This is a genomic window from Pseudoalteromonas sp. TAP-3C (assembly GCF_059888565.1).
In genome coordinates this window covers 2,667,963-2,685,044 of sequence record NZ_CM187618.1, presented here as the reverse complement: position 1 = coordinate 2,685,044, position 17,082 = coordinate 2,667,963, and the positions used below count along the sequence as shown (strand labels likewise).

Here is a 17,082-nt window from a genome sequence, read left to right as displayed (position 1 = left end):
AGTATTATGCTTACATACAGTTATAAAAAATGACGCTAATTAGCGTCATTTTTTTTGGTTTTTATTATAAACCCAAAATAGTGTGTAACTGTTTAAGCTGAGTTACTTGATAGGTTGGTTTAACTCCCTCAGGCAAGTTCATCCCAGGGTGTTGCAACCAGCAAGTATCAATCCCCGCATTTTGCCCGCCAAGGATATCGCTTTTAGCGGTATCACCGACCATTAAAATTTGCTCCTTTGGTGGATCTCCCATTAATTTAAAGGTGTGATCAAATATTTCTTTGGCAGGTTTAGCAATACCTACTTCTTCAGAAATTACTAACCAATCAAACATATTTTGCAGCCCAGTATGCGCTAGGCGACGGGCTTGTAACTGAGAAAAACCATTGGTAATAATCCCTAATTTGGCATGCGGTTTAAGGGCATTTAATAAATCAATTGCGCCGGGTAAAGGTACACAAATTTCGGCCATCGCCGATAAAAAATTATCATTGAGCTGCTGAGCTGGTACATTCAGTTTATTTGCCAGTTCGCTAAAACGGGTTACTTGTAGGTGGCTTGAGGTGATCTCATTGTTTTGATACGCAATCCATAATGACTTATTGGTATTTTGGTAATGGGCATAATCTGCCTCGGTAAAATCTAAGTCATAAGTTGTTAGCATTTTTTTAAGGCCAGCAAAGGCATTGAAGCTAAATAAGGTTTCGTCGGCATCAAATAATACGTAGTTATACTTCATTAAAGCATCCGTTATTGATTATAGAGAGTGGGATTAAGAAAAGGCGCCATGGCGAGTGTCAGCGCTTGGGTATAGGTACTTTCTCGTGTTGCATGGTGATCAGTTAATAGGCCAATAGCGCCCCCTTGCTGTTTAATATTGGTAATATTAAATGCGTTATCCATTACATCCCCAAGCTCTTCACCTTGAAGCAATGCTTTATAAAATACCATGGGTAGGGGTAAGTTACTGCTTCGTCCTGTTACTTGCTGTGCGCCATTATCAATAACCACATAGGCAAATGTTGCTGCACCATAACTAAATTGCGCTGCACCACCTTCCATTGCCACATAGTAGTCTGCTTGATACTGGGTTTTACAGTAATTAACCCTATTTTGCGCCCCTAAGCAGGTTTGCTCTTCACCTAAGGGTTGCTCGGGTACATCTGAAGGTGCATGAACGCCACTGCATTCAATTACCTGCTTGGGAAAATACATCGCAAAAATATGTTTGGCGGCATTGATTTTTACTGGGTTTTTAGACCCAACAATAATTTTAATTAGTTGCGACATACTAGGCTCATCATACTTAAAAAACGCCAGTTTACGTGAGAAAGACTTAATAAAAAAGAGTCTAAATAGGGATTTCAGGTGGTGCTAACGTCGCTAAAGCCCGCTTTTTCATAATTATGTCTTTAATGAGTGGCGTGAGCACAAGTTCCATTGCAAGTCCCATTTTTCCACCAGGCACTACAAGGGTATTTATTCGCGACATAAAACTGCCTTCAATCATGCGTAGATAGTAGGGGAAATCAACATCATCTATTCCTCTAAAGCGAATAACGACAAAGCTTTCATCAAGCGAGGGAATATCTTTGGCGCTAAACGGGTTGGAGGTATCAACAGTGGGCACCCGTTGAAAGTTAATATGGGTACGAGAAAACTGCGGTGTAATATGATTAATATAGTCATCCATGCTACGCACAATAGAATCCATTACTTTTTCACGAGAATGTCCTCGCTCAGAGGTATCGCGAATCAGCTTTTGGATCCATTCAAGATTAATAATGGGCACCATGCCTATGAGTAAATCGACATGTTTAGCTACATCATGATTTTCATCGACCACGCCACCATGCAGCCCTTCGTAAAACATTAAGTCGGTATCTTGCTCTAGTTCTTGCCAGGGGGTAAATGTTCCTGGTAGCTGATTGTAAGGTACAGCCTCATCAAAGGTATGTAAGTATCGGCGCAATTTACCTTGGCCCGTTTCACTGTATTTAATGAATAAGTCTTCTAATGCACCGAAATCGTTGGCTTCTCGACCAAAATAGCTAATATGTTTATTTTGTTGCTGCGCTTCGCGAATTTTTTTATCCATTTCAGGGCGAGTGTAACGATGAAAGCTATCACCCTCGATAAATGCTGCGTTGATATCAAGGCTGCGGAAAATATGTTTCACGGCACTAGTTGTAGTTGTTGTGCCTGCTCCTGAAGAGCCAGTGATTGCAATAATAGGGTATTTAGCCGACATTGTTGTTCTCTTTTTTATGACCCGTTAGTTAAAAGCGAGGTCAAGTGACGTCATCAATAAATAACGTTATCATGAGGTGCTTAAAATTAAAACGAGAGAAAGCATGAAATTGATTAAACCCTTGCTAGGGCTTGTTGTTATAAATGCCATAACACTAGGTACTGCTCAAGCAAATATGCCTAAAAGCCAAATATTACTTGCCGATTTAAATACCCCGCATGGCATACGGGTAAACGTTGTTAGTGATAAAACAGGTTATAACAATCAACCTTACTTAACCGACAATGGCCTTTATTATACACATGAGATAATCAATAATAACCAGAGCCAAACTGATATTGCGTTTTACAATTTATCATCAAAACAGACCTCAATAATCACTAATACGCCGGTCAGTGAATATTCGCCCACAATAACCCCAGACGGGCTGTACTTATCGGCGATTGTCGTTGAAGAGAATGGCAAGCAAAAACTATGGCAATACCCGTTAACAGCACAGCAGCTACCCAGTCGTATTTTTGATTGGATTGAACCTGTGGGTTATCACGCTTGGGGAGGTGAAAATGATTTAGTGATGTTTATTTTAGGTGAGCCACACACATTACAATATACCTCGGTAGCTGCGGCAAAAGGTGAGGTTGTTGCCAGTAACATTAACCGTACACTTATTTATAATAAAACGCAGGCAGGATTTTTATTTAGTCATAACAAATATGGCCAGCATCACTTAGCGCGTTTTGACCCGAAAACCAAGCAAGTCACTAATATACTTAGACTGCCAAACCAAGTACAAGATTTTATCCTAAAAGATGAAAATACCATTGTTTACGCGATTAAAAACCGCGTTTATCAACGCAAGCTAACATCTGGTTCAAACATATCGCAGTGGCTTGATTTAAGCCAATACTGCGAAACAGAAATAAGCCGTATGAGTTATAACAATCAGCAATTAGCGTTTGTGTGTAGTGAATAAATAAATTTCGGACTTTAACTTATGCATGAGTTAGTCTAACCCCCCATTAAATAAAAAGGAATATCACGTGGCATTTAGTGCAGACGAGTTAACAGAGCAGCTTATAAAACTTCAATGTAGAAGTAATTTTAAAATAAAAAACATTGCTGAGTATATGCTAGCAAATTCTAAAGAAGCGTTTTACACCCATGCCGAAACGGGCAAAGGTAAAATTGTGATCCGTCCTGCCTTTGAAGTGTTTAGTGATGACTTTACTGATATTGATGGGGTTGTTCGAACCCAAGGTTACTTTCATAGTAGTGAAATGACCCGTTTTCCTACTCGGATTTATAAAAGTGCCCATCCTATTCATTATGGTGTGGCCTTTAAAATTAACTCTGAGCAAGCAGCGAAAGAGTTTATAGCCAAGCTAACGATGATTATTGGCGGTTAATAGATAGGTTTAGGGCTAAAGGCTAAAGATGAAACTTTTAGCCCTTAACCCTTGTCTTTAATCACTAGCTCTAAAAGCGCAGCGCCTCTTAATCTCTTTGTGAATAAATTTTTTAAGATTTTATTACACAAAGAGAAGACAATGAGAAGTAAATGAGAAAACATCAGCCATTAGCCCGAGTTTGAGGTTTTCGGCCCGTTACCCGTTACCCGTTACCCGTCGCCCGCAGCCCGCCATCCTTTAAATTTCAACTCATTTACTGTTTAAGAAGTTATTTACCGATTCTAGTTCACGGTTTTTAAGTGCAATACAGTCACTGGTGCTTTCAGCCAGTTTGCTTAATGTACGCGCATAACCAGGTACATCATCAAGTTTAGCGTCAAAGAATTTTTGCGTTGTAGCTAAACTTTGCGCATTACAACTGGCGGTAGTAAAGTAAGGTAAGTTAGGCACAAAAAACGGTGGCAAGCTTGCTGTTACTTTATCGTAGTGACTATAAATCCAATCAATAAATAACGCCTCGCGTTCATCGGTATAACTTTGCCCAGATAAAATAGTACGCATATCGGAAGCCGTTACTTCGTCTGTTAAGCTATACGCCAGTACCGCTTTTTGCAGTTCAGGTTTGCCAAAGTAACCCATCGCTGCCAGCATATTGGTACGAACTTGTGGATCTTTAGTGGTTTTAAAGGTTGCCATAAACTGCTCGAGTAAGGCTTTATCGCCATGAAATGCCGCTAAGTGTAAATAAGTACTCGCTAGATAAGGGTCAACTTTTTGCGGGTCGTTTAAGTAAGCTTGCGTTTGCTGCTTTGCTTTACTAATCACATTTTTATCTTTGCCATCAAAGCCTAAGCGCGATACGACCGCTGCACGCAGTTGAGCTACAGAAGCGTCTTCGCCTATTTTAGCTTCTAGGCCATACTTTTTAGCGGCAGGCATCACTGCATTTTGAATAAACGTAGGCCATAAATCTTTATTGCTGTCGTCTTTAAAGATACGTTGTTGTGAAGCTAAGTAACCTAAGGCGGTATTAGCAACACGGGGGTGGCTGTCGCTTGAGAAAACGTCAAGTGTTTGCATAAATTTAGCTGCAGAAATAACACCCGCATCAAGTAAGGCATCGGTCGCTGATAATAGCGCTAAGCGCTCACGGTCGTTTAGTACCATAGCTGCATTATCTATTAGTGCGTTAAATTGCGCGTCATCCATTACCCAGCGGTAGTAACCTAAAGCGCCTTGATCTGGGTAGATCCATTCTGGTTCAAAATCTAACTCGAGCGTTTGGCTTTGTTTATTTAATAATACATTGGCTGTTTTTACTTTATCGCCAGCCCCGTATTTAATAGCTACCGGTACATTCCACAGTTGAGCAGGGGCTTTAACACCGGCATTAACAAAGCGACTTTGCGAAATAATAATCTTTTTACCTTGCTGCTTAACGTTAATTAGCGGAAATGACGATTGTTCAATAAACGATTTTAATACGCTCGCTACATCTTTGTTAGATGCTTTACCAAGTGCTTGCCATAAATCGGCGGCTTCGGCATTTTTATAGGAGAATTCTTTTAAGTAGTTCTGAATACCGGTTTGAAATGCGTCTTCACCAATCCAATTTTCAACCATAGCCAGTACCGAGCTACCTTTGCTGTAAGCAAGGCCTAAACCATCCATAATATCGGCTTCGGTTTTAATTGGCTTACGTATTGGTTTAGTGCTCAAACGTGCATCAAGTGCCATAACATTGTTTTGTGGTAAATCCAGATGTGATTCAAACTCAGGATTAAGCTGCTTAGTCATTTTAGCGGCCATCCAGCTTGCAAACGCTTCGTTTAGCCATAAGTCGTTCCACCACTTCATGGTCACTAAATTACCGTACCATTGGTGCGCTAATTCATGGGCGATAATAGACACATTCCGTTGTTTTTTACTGCGGGTCGCGCTGTCTAAATCAACCAGTAAAATATCTTCACGGTAAGTCACTAAGCCTGAGTTTTCCATGGCGCCAAACGGAAATTCTGGCACAGCTACAGAATCTAGCTTTTTATATACATAAGGAATAGCAAAGTACTCTTCAAGAGCGGCTAATACTTTGGGCATATTCTCCTGTGCGTACTGCGCTAAATGAATTTTACCTTGGGGGGTGATCACACGTCCAGGAATTGGCATGCCTTTAATTTCAAGTTCTTCAAACGGACCTACAGCCATAGCCACTAAGTATGACGGGATTGGCGGCGTTTTATCAAAGTAATGGGTGGTCATATCACCATTGACTGTGGTTTTTAACACTGGTGTATTTGAATACACGTTTTGCGAAGTAGGCGCAGTAATGGTTAACTGAAACGGAATTTTATAGCTTGGTTCGTCAAATACAGGAAAGGCGCGGCGAGCATCGCTCATTTCAAATTGGGTGAATAAGTATGGAATACCTTGATCTAAGGTTTTATATAACCCCACACTTTGACGATTATACGGCGCCGAAAAATCAATTTTTAAGGTGTATTTACCTGGCTGGATTTGCTCTTTACAGCTAAATTTAATTTTGCCTGTTTTAAGCATTTCACTGTTTAGATCGCAGTTTTGCTCGCCTAGTAGTTGCACCATTTTGGTTGCGTAATCAACACCATTGAGTTCAATGTATTTAGTTGGTTTAAGCACTTCCAAGCTAATCTCAGTCATTCCTGTAAAGGTGTCCTGACTTGGGTCGAGTGTTAAAGCGACTTTTTGTGAACTTGGCCTGGCGAGTTTTTCAATAACGAATTCGTTAGCGCTTGCAGCATTCATCGCAAGCGCAACGCTTACGGTTAAGAGGCTTTTTAAAAACATAGTTATCCCTAGATTATTGTTGTTAGAAACAGTTATATAACTTCATGCTAACAGCTTTTATTACTAGAGTAAGTGCAGATCACCAAGGAAAAGAGTAACAAAGTTTGTCAGTGGTTATCTCGCGCTAAAAAGCGCTGCCAATAAATATGTGAATTGATAACACGGATCTGTTGTAAAACAGTATTAAGCTGTGTGATATCACTAAAGCTGTCGTGGGGGTAATCATTAAATCCCATTAAGTAATTAAAGCAGTCTTTGTTGCCTGCTTGCAGAGCATAAATACGAATTTGCTGCTCAAAGTTAAGCCGTAAACTACTGATGGCCGTTTTCATACCAAGCTGGTCGACTGAAGGAATTGTGCATTTTTGCAAATAGCCCGCGCGCGCTCCTTCGCCAGAAAACCAAATGCGTACCTTTTCACTAAAGCGCCCCGATTTAGCGGGTAGATCAAACATTAAACGTGCATGATTTTGTGCTTTTAGATAAGTTAAATAATCATTAAATCCGGCCCTGATCAGAGCGTGGTGTACAGGCACAAAACGCGGCTTAATTTTACCATGGGTGTGAAAATTAAAGCACAGAATATTATTTTTAAGTATCAGATCATCAAGGGTTAAGCAGCCAATTTCATCACTGTAAGCGCCACTGTAATAAGCGATTAAAGGCAGCCAAAAGTGCCAGTGTTTAGCTTGTTCGCGGGCAAGTCGTGTATCACTATAAATATACCCGTTATAGAGAGTGTGCAGCTCCATCGCTGAAAATGGACGACGACCAAGATGGGTTTTCAACGTATTACCTTGACAGTTTTTATTATTTTTAAACCCCAGCTAACCGGTTAGCTGGGGTAGTGTCAGCGAACTAACGCCTAGTGATTATTCGCTTAACGCACGAGCTAAACCAACCGGTTCTATTTCTATACACACCTGATCGTCATTCCAATTTAAACCGACAAGTGCATCATCAGATTTTAGGTCTTCAACCCAATCATCTAAAAATTCATCAAGGTTTATTTCTACAGGGCTGTAGTCTTGCCACTCTTCTTTACATTGTGCTTGCGCTGTTTCTTGGGATTCCCAAAGCAGTAACACATCGGTGTCATCAAACTGATTTGACTCACAAACAACAAAACCACCATCGTCAGCACCCAGTGCCCAGATCTGCTCACTAACACGTACTTTTTCTACAAAGCTAACTAGTTGTGATTCAATTTCGATATCGTTCATGTATCCACCTTTTAAAATTTAAGTCGAGGGTTGGCATTTTTAGCCGCTTGACGCTGACTAAAGGTTTCATGAAAGTTAACTAATTGCGGCTGCGCGCTAAATCGGCTCGTTCACGAAAGCATATCCAATCTAGTGAGCAGTATAAACTGATGTTGAGGCATTCACAGCTTTTAAATTCATCATCGTCTAAATGATCATTTAAATAGTGTAATGTTTGTGCAACTCGCTTATTGTGCAGATTAAAAAAACCTAAAAAAGCCGCTAATGCGGCTTTATCGAAAGGTTAGTTTAGTTATTCTGTACGGCTGGTTACTTCTAGTAAATGGTAACCAAATTGTGTTTGTACAGGGCCTTGTACTAGATTAAGTGGCGCTGAAAAAACCACTTTATCAAACTCTGGTACCATCATGCCTGGTCCAAATTCACCTAAAGCCCCTCCATCTTGACCTGACGGGCAATTAGAATGTAATTTAGCTAATTCGGCAAAGTCTTCACCTTGCTCAATTTTTTCTTTAAGGTCTAAACATTGTGCTTCACTGTCTACGAGTATGTGCCTTGCACTTGCCACTGCCATAAAATCTCCTATTTATAAGTTTAGTTTCGCTAAGCAACATATTAGTAAGGTTAAACTAAAATTACCAGTCCTGTGCTAAAAGGCACTTTCAATTGCACTTTCTAATTTTGCTGAATCGGGTGTTTCACGACTGTTAAAACGGGTAATGGTTTTGCGATCGGCGGACACCACGTATTTATAAAAATTCCAGTTAGGTGAGCTGGTTTGTGCGTTTAAATGCTTAAAAATAGGGTTAGCGTTACTGCCGCGCACGGAGCTGGTGGCAAGCATTGGAAAGGTAACACCGTAATTTACATAACATACTTTAGCGGTATCTTTTTCATCGTTTTCTTCTTGAAAAAAATCATCCGATGGAAAACCCAATACCACTAACCCTTGCTCTTTATATTTTTTGTAAAGTGCTTCTAACCCTTCAAACTGTCCAGTAAAGCCGCAATTACTGGCGGTGTTAACAATTAAAAGAGGTTGGTTTTTAAATTCGCATAAATTAAGGGTGTCGGTTGAGCGAAGCTTTCTAAGTGACACATTAGTAAAATCATCGCAGGTATCTGCTTTTTTTGCAGCAGTGTTAACCTCTGCGGCATTAATATTTTGCGATACACAGCTTAATGCTAACGTTAAGCCCAGTATTATTTTTTTTATCATGCTGTCACCTTGAATGCGATTAATGGGTATTTATGTTATTTACCTTACGCTACTATAGACAAAATTGATCAACTTACTTACTTTTTATGACTATACGTTTAGCAAAACCCGATGATTTAGCTGTCATTGTTGCCATTTATAACGAAACTATTCCCAGTCGCATGGTTACCGCTGATACCGAAGAGGTCACCGTTGCTGATAAACAGCAATGGTTTGATAGTCACACAGCTCAACGCCCTATTTTTGTTTATTGTGAGAATAATAAAGTATTAGCATGGTTAAGTTATAAATCGTTTTATGGCCGTCCAGCCTACGATGGTACCGTTGAATTAAGTATTTACATTACTGCAGCAGCTCAAGGCAAAGGGCTGGGTAAAAAAATGATGCAATTTGCGCAACAACAAGCTAAGCAGTTAGGTATTGAAGTATTACTCGGATTTATTTTTAGCCATAATGTACCCAGTATTAAATTATTTAAGCATTTTGATTTTGCAGTATGGGGAGAATTACCTAACGTAGCGAGGATGGACAACCAACTTTATAGCCTAACTATATTTGGCAAACATATGCAAACCCAAGAGTAAGCGTTTTAATTTTATGAGTATGCCAAACCAAAAAATGTAGACTATGCTTAAGAGACGTTTTATTTAAATCTTTTTAAGTTTGTTTGCATGGCAAGGGAAATACTTATTATTGACAGCAGTAGCATTATAGCTATGCGCTTAAAAGTATTGCTAGAACTAATTGGCTGCCAAGTTGAATTAGTTCATCACTCTATGTTTGATGAAAACACAGATATAAGCAGCTACGATTTAATTGCCTTTTCTCAAGGCATACCCACTAGCCTAGTCGCTTCGTTAGTAAAAAATGCAACTCGTCAATCATTTTTACTATTAGCCCCTAAAGCTGAGACCGGTGAATTACTAAATGCGTTTGGCAAATTAAATACTCTCGTGCCTGATGCAACTATTATTTACCCATTTTTTTCAAATAAAGAAATTACTTCATTAGTTGAAGCCATATTAGAAATAGGCGCTGATGATATTTTTAAACTGCCCACTATTTTGTTGGTAGATCATGTTAATGATCGTTTAGACAAGCTTAAAAGTAGCTTAGTGGGTGCGCACATAGAAGTATACACAGCAACAAGTTGTGATGAGGCGTTGAGTATAGCCAACCTCAAAACGATTGATATTTTGATTAGTGACTTTAGTTTAAAAGAAGGCTTAGGATTAGATATTTTTACTAGCCTGAAGCAAACACAACCTGATAGCCGATGCCTATTAATGACCTCATGCCCTGCTCAAGTGTCGATGATTGAAGCGATACGTCAAGGTGTTGAAGATGTATTAATTAAACCACTTGATGATAATGTATTACTACAAGCAGTGCATAAGCTATGGCAAACCGAATTGTTAAAACGCCACAATGCTGAACTAGTAGAAAGATTACAAGAAACAGTTGATGTGTTGATTGAAAAAGATAGCCTACTGCAAGTTATTTTTAAAAACACGCCAGATCCTATTCTTTTATTCGAACGTAAAGGAAAAATAGTTGAGGCTAATGACGCTTGCTTAAAACTCTTTAATTTACGATTTGAAAAGCTGATTGCTCATTCAATATTTTACTTTTTAGATGAAGATTCTGTAAGCGTAATTAAAGAAAAAATTTCTACACTAAACAGTAATCGGCAATTTAGTTGTGACTTACACATTGTCAGTAAAGAAGGGAGTACAATACCCTTGGTCGGCTCATTTAATGAGATTGACCATCATGGGGAAATTGCGTTAGCCGTTATTTTTAAAAATGTTGCTCACTTAAAACAAAAAGAAGACTTGTTACTTGAGGCAAAAGATTTATTAGAAGAGCAAGTAAGAGCACGTACCTCTCAGCTTGAGCATGCGAAAAATATTGCTGAGGCAGCTAACCTAAGTAAATCAGAATTTTTAGCAAATATGTCACATGAGCTAAGAACGCCAATGCACTCAATATTAAGCTTTTCACGCTTTGGTATCAGCAAGTTAGAGGAGAGTGAATTTAGCAAAGTTAAACTTTTAAAGTACTTAACTCGAATCGAATCAAGTGGACAGAGATTATTGTCGTTACTTAACAACCTACTCGATTTATCGAAATTAGATGTAGGTAAGTTTCCTTTTAATCCTCGTCCGTGTGATTTAAAAACCATTATAAGAACTAGCATTGATGATGTTGCCGGTATAGCTATCGAAAAAAATATTAATATTATATTTAATACAGCGAGCGCGCAGGTTATTGCACAATGTGATGAAGAGCAAATTAATCAGGTGCTTAGAAACGTACTGAGTAATGCATTAAAATTCAGTGAAGCACACAGTGTAATTGAAGTAGTGCTAAAAACAGACAATGACTATGTAAATATTGAAGTAATAGATAGTGGAATAGGTATTCCTGACGATGAACTTGAAACGGTTTTTCATAAATTTGTACAAAGTAGTAAAACAAACAGTGGTGCAGGTGGTACGGGGCTAGGACTTACCTTGTGTCGCGAGTTTGTTTCACTACATCAAGGCAGTATCAAGGCTTGTAACAACAGCCTTGGTGGGGCAACAATTTGTATTAAATTCCCTTTAGAAATAAATTTAGACGAATATTTAGCCGATGAACAATTAGCTAACAACCACAGTTAACAATTGAATTTTTAATAAACATGCTTTATATGGATGAAAAATTATGCCTTTAACTAAAATTCTTGCAGTCGACGATGAGCCATTTAATCTTGAAATAATTGAAGAGATTTTAGAGGACCTAGATTTTGAACTCAGGCTAGCCTCTAGCGGCCCTGAGTGTTTAAATATGGTTGAAGCGTATATGCCTCAGGTTATTTTACTTGATGTCAGCATGCCAAAAATGAATGGTTATGAAGTGTGTAAAGCGCTAAAAGCAAACCCTAATACACGTGATATTATTGTAATGTTTGTTTCTGCAAGAGGCACGGTCGAGGAGCGAATGGAAGGGTATTCAGTAGGCGCTGAAGATTATATTGTCAAACCGTTTGGGCATGACGAACTTAAACAGAAGCTGCAAAAATTAAATCAAATTTTATTACAAAAACAGCAGCTTGAAAAGCAAGTACATGAAGCAACCTCTACCGCCTTTAACGCTATGGCCAACAGTAGCGAAATGGGTCAGATAGTTAATTATGTTGAAAGTATTGGTGCCATAGATAATGTACAAGAGCTCGGACAGGCATTAGTAAATTGTCTACAGGCATTTGGTTTACAAAGTAATATTGAACTTAGGTGTAATGACTCCAGGCTTCACTTTGCCTTAAATGGCGTATGCTCTCCCATTGTTATTGAATTATTTGAAATGCTCAAAAATAAAGGGCGATTACACGAATTTTCTCATCGTATTTTAGTAAATTATGAACTTATCAGTTTACTTGTTTTAAATATGCCTGAGCATGATGAGCAAAAGCATGGCCGCATGCGTGACCACATTTGTTTTATTGTTAGTGTAACTGAACAGCAACTTCGCGCTATTTTAACCAAACAAATGCTGATTTTGCAGCAAGATAAACTAAATAAAGTGGCGGGTACGGTACACAGTAAATTTCACCGTTTAATTGAACTGCTAAACGATAATCGAATTAATAATGAAAAAGTATTTAAACAGCTGCAAGAAGAGTTAGAAGAGCGCATTCCTACTATGGGGCTCGATGAAGACCAAGAGGTATTTATTTACAAAAAGGTCGACGCGACAATACAAAAATCGGTGGCACGAGAAGAGTCCGTTACTCAAGTAAAAACAGCGTTTGCAGAAATAGAACAGGATTTGGCTTTATTGCTCAAAAGCTAAAAGTGCGGGTTACGGGCTGCGAGATACGAGGTAATCCTGTAGCAGTGACTTTATGTCGCGCCTTTTAAAGGCTTACGCGTCTCTGGGGAGGCCTTTTTCGACTATACGGATTAACCGCGCCGTTTTACGTAATTTTTGTCTTTGCTTGTCGTGTTGCTGGGTGAGCGCCCAATTGATATGTTCACCCACCATGTCACTCACCGTTTGGTGTTTATCTTCCAGTGCAGCAATAATCGTTGGGCTAAAGTCTGCGTTGCCTAAGCCAACAGCAATGTTTCTTAGCCAACGCTCATGACCAATACGACGAATTGGGCTGCCCTCAGTATTTTTTAAGAAGGTGGCTTCGTCCCACTCAAATAACGCCAGTAAATCTTTATTCTTTAGTTGTGTTCGAGGGTGAAAGTCTACTTCATCAGTTATTTTTCCATAGCGGTTCCAAGGACATACTAATTGGCAATCATCACAGCCATAAATACGATTGCCCATTAGAGGGCGGTATTGCTCAGGAATAGCCCCTTGATGCTCTATGGTTAAATATGAAATACATTTACGGGCATCAACCACATAAGGTTCTACAATGGCGCCTGTTGGACACAAAGTAATGCATGCTACACACTTACCACAGCCTTCAAATTCATTGGGTTTGTCAATTGGTAACGGAATATCTACAAAAAGCTCACCTAAGAAGAACCAAGAACCGGCTTGTTTATTTATCAACAAAGAATGTTTACCGCGCCAACCAAGGCCCGCTTTTTCAGCGAGTTGACGCTCAAGTATCGGGGCTGAATCAACAAAAGGTCTAAAGCCATAATCACCCACATGTAGTTCAATTTTTTTGCCTAGCTGCTTGAGCCGATTACGCATTAATTTATGATAATCTCGGCCAAGTGCATAACGGCTTATGTAGGCTTTTTCGGTGTTTTTAAGGTTTTTGGCAAACCCTGAATCAGGTGGCAGATAATTCATTTTAACTGAAATAACTCGCTGTGTTCCGGGTACGAGCTCACTTGGGCGGGCGCGTTTCATGCCATGTGCTGCCATGTAATCCATTGAACCATGAAAGCCCGCATCTAGCCAACGCTGAAGCTGTGCTTCATGCTGACTTAAATCAACATCAGTAATACCCACTTCACTAAAGCCAAGTTGTTGGCCCCATAATTTTATTTGTTGGGCTAGCTGTTTATAATTTGGATTTGCGTCGCTCACATGCTTCACATAGTTAAATAACAAGCCGCGTAATTTAGCATAATTGCGGCTTGGGTGAAACTAATCTACAAAGCGCTTTAACTGTTGTTGGGTTTGTTGGCTCAGTTTCTGTGATTGCTCAGAATCGTGCAGCGCAATATCTATTTGTTGTTTGGCTTGTTCGCCTAAAGTCGCAATTTTTTCTACCGATTCATGTGTTTGATTTTGAGTATCTTCGAGTAAATGTACTGCATTGGCTATTTGTTGTAATTGTTGTTGATTATGTTCAAACTCGTTAAGCATTTTTCCAAAGCCATTTGAGGTGTTTTTGATAGCTGTTTGAGCATTATTTGAGTGGCTGATCAATTGCTTTGATTCTTTGTTAGTTTCATTGACCAGCTCATTCATTTGAGTGATAAAATCACTGATCTGCCGTGTTGCGTCACTTACTTTTACTGATAGGGTACGTACCTCATCGGCAACGACCGCAAAACCTCGCCCAGCTTCTCCTGCTCGAGCGGCTTCGATAGCTGCATTTAGTGCTAATAAATTAGTTTGATCAGAAAATTCTTCAACCATTTTTAAGATGCCGCGAATATTTTCACTGTTCTCTCTTAAGCCCACAATAGTTTTAGAAAAGTTATTAAGCATTTGATCAATGTGGCTGATCTGCTCAACGAGTTTAGATAGCTCTGTTGCTGAGAGTTTTACAAAATTTAGGTGTTCATTATTAATATTACGCACACTGTCGGTATTGCTTACTATGTTTTGCAAGCTTTGCGTAATTTGATTGCTTGCATCAATAATTGTGTGGCTTAAGTTTATTTGTTGTTCACTTAATTGCTCGGTGTGATGCATTGATTGAGTAACTTGGCTATTACTTTGTACGCTTTCTTGTGAGCTTGAGTAAGTAGTACTGAGCAGCACGTTTAAATGTGTTGTAAATTGATTATATTGCTCACTTAAATCTCTAAATTCATCAAAGGTGAAATGAGGTAGTTTGGCAGCTAAATTAGCATCTTGCTGGTTAATTTTGATCAGTGTATCGCGCATTGCTTTTACAGGACGCACAATTAAAAAGCGCATATAAAACAGAGTAAATATAAAGCCCGCAATAATAATTAAGGCGAGTGTCCAAAATAACCCTGTATTTTGCTGGTTTTCAGATAAGCTGCTATACAACCAAAATAATGTTATAGCTTGAAATAAAAAAACAAAGCTTAAATTACCCACTATTTTTCGGGTTAAAGTATAAAACAGAGTTTGTTCTAAAAAATTATAAATACGCATATAGCTACTCATTAAATTGTGACCTACTAAATTATTGTTTTTATAGCATAAATAACAATCAAATAATCAGTTACAGTTCATTTAATTGTGCTAAATAATGCTTGCTGCGTTCCGGGTCGTTAGTAAAAATACCATCTACGCCACATACCAGCATAAGCTTTATGTCTTCAACTTCATCGACCGTGTAAGCAAATACTTTCAAACCACGTTGTTTGGCATCGTCAACAAACTGTTTATTCATAAAGTTTTTATCTATATGAATACTATACGCATTTAACTCTTGTGCAAACTTAGCATACTGCAATGGAATAGAGGCAGTCAGTGCGCCAATTTTAAGCCAAGACATGCGCGCTTTAAGCCAGTGTAGTTGATGATGGTTAAATGATGAAACTAAAATATTGTCAGCGGATATTTTGTTCGCCGCGATATTTATTTCTAACTGGGTCGCAAACTTTTCTAGTTCAAAGGTATGTTTTAGCTCTAAGTTAAGCAATGTTTGATTATTATTCCAATCAATTAATTGCTGTAAGGTAGGCACTTGCTGAGCGTTACCAGCATCGAATTGTTTAATTTGTTTTACGCTCAGGTCGCATACCTTGCCTTTACCATTAGTGGTTCTGTCTAAATAAGTATCATGAATAATGACGTAATCGTCGAGTGCACTTTGTACATCAACCTCAATACCATCTACGTTTGCTTTTAATGCTGCCATAATGGCACTTTGGGTGTTTTCAGGAAAGTGTGTGCTTGCGCCTCTATGAGCAAAAATTTTCATGGCTGCTTTTTCCGTGAGATTGACCAAGTTTCAAAGCACGCAGCACTAACAATAAGTGCGCCGCCAATCAGGGTCATTGCTGATGGACGTTCGTGCAGAATAATTATAGCCAATATTGTGCCATAAAGCGGTTGCAGGCAAGCGATCAATCCAGCGGTCGCGGCGGATAAATGTTTTAAACTTGCTGCAAATAATGAATGCGGCATAGCGGTAAATATAACGCCCGCTATAAGCAGTAGCATTAAATCAGCATCACTAATTTGCGTTACAGGCACTTTAATAAAAGCGCACAGTATTAAGCTTGCCACCAAGGTTTGATAAAACATGGTTTGCGGCCCGCCATATTGGCTAAAATAGCGTTTGTGGGTAATGTTACGAATTGCAAAAAACAACGCCGATACCACGCCCGTTACAACGCCTAAGGTAATGTCATCACCTAAATTTGCGTTAGGGATCAATAAATAAATACCGACAATAACCACCATAGCACTTATTATATCTTTTACTTTTGGGGTACTTTTATTAAATAGCGGTTCTAAAAATACCGTGATCACTGGGTAAGTAAAAAAGGCTAACATACCTATCGTTATGCCTGCTAATTGCATGCCTGCGAAGTAAGTTACCCAATTAATACCCACAGCAACACCCAATAAAATTGCAATGAGATAATCCTTAGCTTTATGAAGTTTTATTGGCTTTTTTTGTAAATTAAGTAACACATAAATTGCCACTGCTGCGATAGCCGCACGATAAGCAGTAATATCCAATGCATTTAAGCCAATTAGCTTTGCAAATAAGGCGGTGCCGCCAAAAAGTAATACCGCAATGTGTAAATAAAGTAGGCTTTGCTGTTGGGAGTGCATTAAATTTCCTGGTTACTTATTTTTGGCCATATTAACATTGCTTTTGTACTCAGAAGATGAAATTTTCTACTTCATGACAAATGTCAGCAAAGTTAATGACACTTCTCACTCTTATTATTTTTACGCATTGGCATAGTTACTCTACTTAATATTGGAGAACGTTATGAACAGTTTAATTTTAATGAGCCTGGATATTAGCGAATTTTT

Annotated in this window: 17 protein-coding genes; 5 read left to right on the top strand and 12 right to left on the bottom strand. The window is 38.8% G+C overall.

The features are described 5' to 3' along the window. Positions 1-64: 64 nt before the first annotated feature. From yjjG to AC6H44_RS12610, 3 genes are all read right to left on the bottom strand, one after another. On the bottom strand, positions 65-739 hold the full coding sequence (yjjG, locus tag AC6H44_RS12620; protein ID WP_500735898.1) for a pyrimidine 5'-nucleotidase: 675 nt from the start codon (positions 737-739) through the stop codon (positions 65-67). 11 nt (positions 740-750) lie between these two features. After that, positions 751-1,290 carry an inosine/xanthosine triphosphatase gene (gene yjjX, locus AC6H44_RS12615; RefSeq protein WP_500735897.1) on the bottom strand — a complete coding sequence of 180 codons (540 nt, stop codon included), beginning with the start codon at positions 1,288-1,290 and terminating at the stop codon, positions 751-753. A gap of 61 nt (positions 1,291-1,351) precedes the next feature. Beyond that, positions 1,352-2,251 carry a phosphoribulokinase gene (locus AC6H44_RS12610; RefSeq protein WP_500735896.1) on the bottom strand — a complete coding sequence of 300 codons (900 nt, stop codon included), beginning with the start codon at positions 2,249-2,251 and terminating at the stop codon, positions 1,352-1,354. 103 nt (positions 2,252-2,354) lie between these two features. Here AC6H44_RS12610 and AC6H44_RS12605 point away from each other — a divergent pair, with 103 nt between their 5' ends. Both AC6H44_RS12605 and AC6H44_RS12600 read left to right on the top strand, forming a co-directional pair. Continuing rightward, positions 2,355-3,224 (top strand): TolB-like translocation protein, encoded by an 870-nt coding sequence (locus tag AC6H44_RS12605; RefSeq protein WP_500735895.1) that lies wholly within the window; start codon positions 2,355-2,357, stop codon positions 3,222-3,224. A 67-nt stretch (positions 3,225-3,291) separates the two neighbouring features. Further along, on the top strand, positions 3,292-3,657 hold the full coding sequence (locus AC6H44_RS12600) for a hypothetical protein (protein WP_500735893.1): 366 nt from the start codon (positions 3,292-3,294) through the stop codon (positions 3,655-3,657). 252 nt (positions 3,658-3,909) lie between these two features. Here the strand turns inward: AC6H44_RS12600 and AC6H44_RS12595 are convergent, their stop codons facing one another. The 5 genes from AC6H44_RS12595 to AC6H44_RS12575 all read right to left on the bottom strand — a co-directional run bounded on the left by AC6H44_RS12595 (position 3,910) and on the right by AC6H44_RS12575 (position 8,925). Continuing rightward, positions 3,910-6,483 (bottom strand): M1 family metallopeptidase, encoded by a 2,574-nt coding sequence (locus AC6H44_RS12595; protein WP_500735891.1) that lies wholly within the window; start codon positions 6,481-6,483, stop codon positions 3,910-3,912. A gap of 107 nt (positions 6,484-6,590) precedes the next feature. Continuing rightward, positions 6,591-7,271: a site-specific integrase gene (locus AC6H44_RS12590; RefSeq protein WP_500735889.1), complete on the bottom strand. Its 681-nt coding sequence runs from the start codon at positions 7,269-7,271 to the stop codon at positions 6,591-6,593. 84 nt (positions 7,272-7,355) lie between these two features. Continuing rightward, a complete protein-coding gene (locus tag AC6H44_RS12585) occupies positions 7,356-7,706 on the bottom strand; it encodes a DUF2750 domain-containing protein (protein WP_500735887.1) in 351 nt (116 codons plus the stop codon). A gap of 292 nt (positions 7,707-7,998) precedes the next feature. Continuing rightward, entirely contained in the window at positions 7,999-8,280 is a 282-nt protein-coding gene (locus tag AC6H44_RS12580; RefSeq protein ID WP_500735885.1) for a peptidylprolyl isomerase, read from the bottom strand. 75 nt (positions 8,281-8,355) lie between these two features. Continuing rightward, complete coding sequence (locus tag AC6H44_RS12575; RefSeq protein ID WP_500735883.1) at positions 8,356-8,925, bottom strand: glutathione peroxidase; 570 nt, start codon at positions 8,923-8,925, stop codon at positions 8,356-8,358. Between the two features lie 86 nt (positions 8,926-9,011). On the opposite strand from AC6H44_RS12575, the gene AC6H44_RS12570 reads away from it, so the two are divergent. The 3 genes from AC6H44_RS12570 to AC6H44_RS12560 all read left to right on the top strand — a co-directional run bounded on the left by AC6H44_RS12570 (position 9,012) and on the right by AC6H44_RS12560 (position 12,762). Continuing rightward, on the top strand, positions 9,012-9,509 hold the full coding sequence (locus AC6H44_RS12570) for a GNAT family N-acetyltransferase (protein ID WP_500735882.1): 498 nt from the start codon (positions 9,012-9,014) through the stop codon (positions 9,507-9,509). A gap of 87 nt (positions 9,510-9,596) precedes the next feature. Continuing rightward, positions 9,597-11,591: a sensor histidine kinase gene (locus AC6H44_RS12565; RefSeq protein WP_500735881.1), complete on the top strand. Its 1,995-nt coding sequence runs from the start codon at positions 9,597-9,599 to the stop codon at positions 11,589-11,591. 43 nt (positions 11,592-11,634) lie between these two features. Beyond that, positions 11,635-12,762, top strand: a complete 1,128-nt coding sequence (locus AC6H44_RS12560; RefSeq protein WP_500735880.1) for a response regulator — start codon at positions 11,635-11,637, stop codon at positions 12,760-12,762. Between the two features lie 72 nt (positions 12,763-12,834). On the opposite strand, the gene queG is transcribed toward AC6H44_RS12560, so the two are convergent. Genes queG through AC6H44_RS12540 form a run of 4 tightly spaced genes read right to left on the bottom strand, consistent with a single transcriptional unit; the run spans position 12,835 to position 16,875 of the window. Further along, a complete protein-coding gene (gene queG / locus AC6H44_RS12555) occupies positions 12,835-13,968 on the bottom strand; it encodes a tRNA epoxyqueuosine(34) reductase QueG (RefSeq protein WP_500735879.1) in 1,134 nt (377 codons plus the stop codon). A 60-nt stretch (positions 13,969-14,028) separates the two neighbouring features. Further along, the gene (locus AC6H44_RS12550) at positions 14,029-15,249 is read right to left on the bottom strand and encodes a methyl-accepting chemotaxis protein (RefSeq protein WP_500735878.1); all 1,221 of its coding nucleotides are present in this window, start codon (positions 15,247-15,249) and stop codon (positions 14,029-14,031) included. A gap of 58 nt (positions 15,250-15,307) precedes the next feature. Further along, positions 15,308-16,012 carry a glycerophosphodiester phosphodiesterase gene (locus AC6H44_RS12545; protein WP_500735877.1) on the bottom strand — a complete coding sequence of 235 codons (705 nt, stop codon included), beginning with the start codon at positions 16,010-16,012 and terminating at the stop codon, positions 15,308-15,310. Then, the gene (locus tag AC6H44_RS12540) at positions 16,009-16,875 is read right to left on the bottom strand and encodes a DMT family transporter (protein WP_500735876.1); all 867 of its coding nucleotides are present in this window, start codon (positions 16,873-16,875) and stop codon (positions 16,009-16,011) included. The genes AC6H44_RS12545 and AC6H44_RS12540 overlap by 4 nt, the downstream gene beginning before the upstream one ends. Positions 16,876-17,082 lie beyond the last annotated feature (207 nt).

Bases quoted from the DNA above. Each gene is read 5' to 3' on its own strand.
- yjjG (WP_500735898.1), bottom strand. From the start codon at position 739: ATGAAGTATAACTACGTATTATTTGATGCCGACGAAACCTTATTTAGC.
- yjjX (WP_500735897.1), bottom strand. From the start codon at position 1,290: ATGTCGCAACTAATTAAAATTATTGTTGGGTCTAAAAACCCAGTAAAA.
- AC6H44_RS12610 (WP_500735896.1), bottom strand. From the start codon at position 2,251: ATGTCGGCTAAATACCCTATTATTGCAATCACTGGCTCTTCAGGAGCA.
- AC6H44_RS12605 (WP_500735895.1), top strand. From the start codon at position 2,355: ATGAAATTGATTAAACCCTTGCTAGGGCTTGTTGTTATAAATGCCATA.
- AC6H44_RS12595 (WP_500735891.1), bottom strand. From the start codon at position 6,483: ATGTTTTTAAAAAGCCTCTTAACCGTAAGCGTTGCGCTTGCGATGAAT.
- AC6H44_RS12585 (WP_500735887.1), bottom strand. From the start codon at position 7,706: ATGAACGATATCGAAATTGAATCACAACTAGTTAGCTTTGTAGAAAAA.
- AC6H44_RS12580 (WP_500735885.1), bottom strand. From the start codon at position 8,280: ATGGCAGTGGCAAGTGCAAGGCACATACTCGTAGACAGTGAAGCACAA.
- AC6H44_RS12575 (WP_500735883.1), bottom strand. From the start codon at position 8,925: ATGATAAAAAAAATAATACTGGGCTTAACGTTAGCATTAAGCTGTGTA.
- AC6H44_RS12570 (WP_500735882.1), top strand. From the start codon at position 9,012: ATGACTATACGTTTAGCAAAACCCGATGATTTAGCTGTCATTGTTGCC.
- AC6H44_RS12565 (WP_500735881.1), top strand. From the start codon at position 9,597: ATGGCAAGGGAAATACTTATTATTGACAGCAGTAGCATTATAGCTATG.
- AC6H44_RS12560 (WP_500735880.1), top strand. From the start codon at position 11,635: ATGCCTTTAACTAAAATTCTTGCAGTCGACGATGAGCCATTTAATCTT.
- AC6H44_RS12550 (WP_500735878.1), bottom strand. From the start codon at position 15,249: ATGAGTAGCTATATGCGTATTTATAATTTTTTAGAACAAACTCTGTTT.
- AC6H44_RS12545 (WP_500735877.1), bottom strand. From the start codon at position 16,012: ATGAAAATTTTTGCTCATAGAGGCGCAAGCACACACTTTCCTGAAAAC.
- AC6H44_RS12540 (WP_500735876.1), bottom strand. From the start codon at position 16,875: ATGCACTCCCAACAGCAAAGCCTACTTTATTTACACATTGCGGTATTA.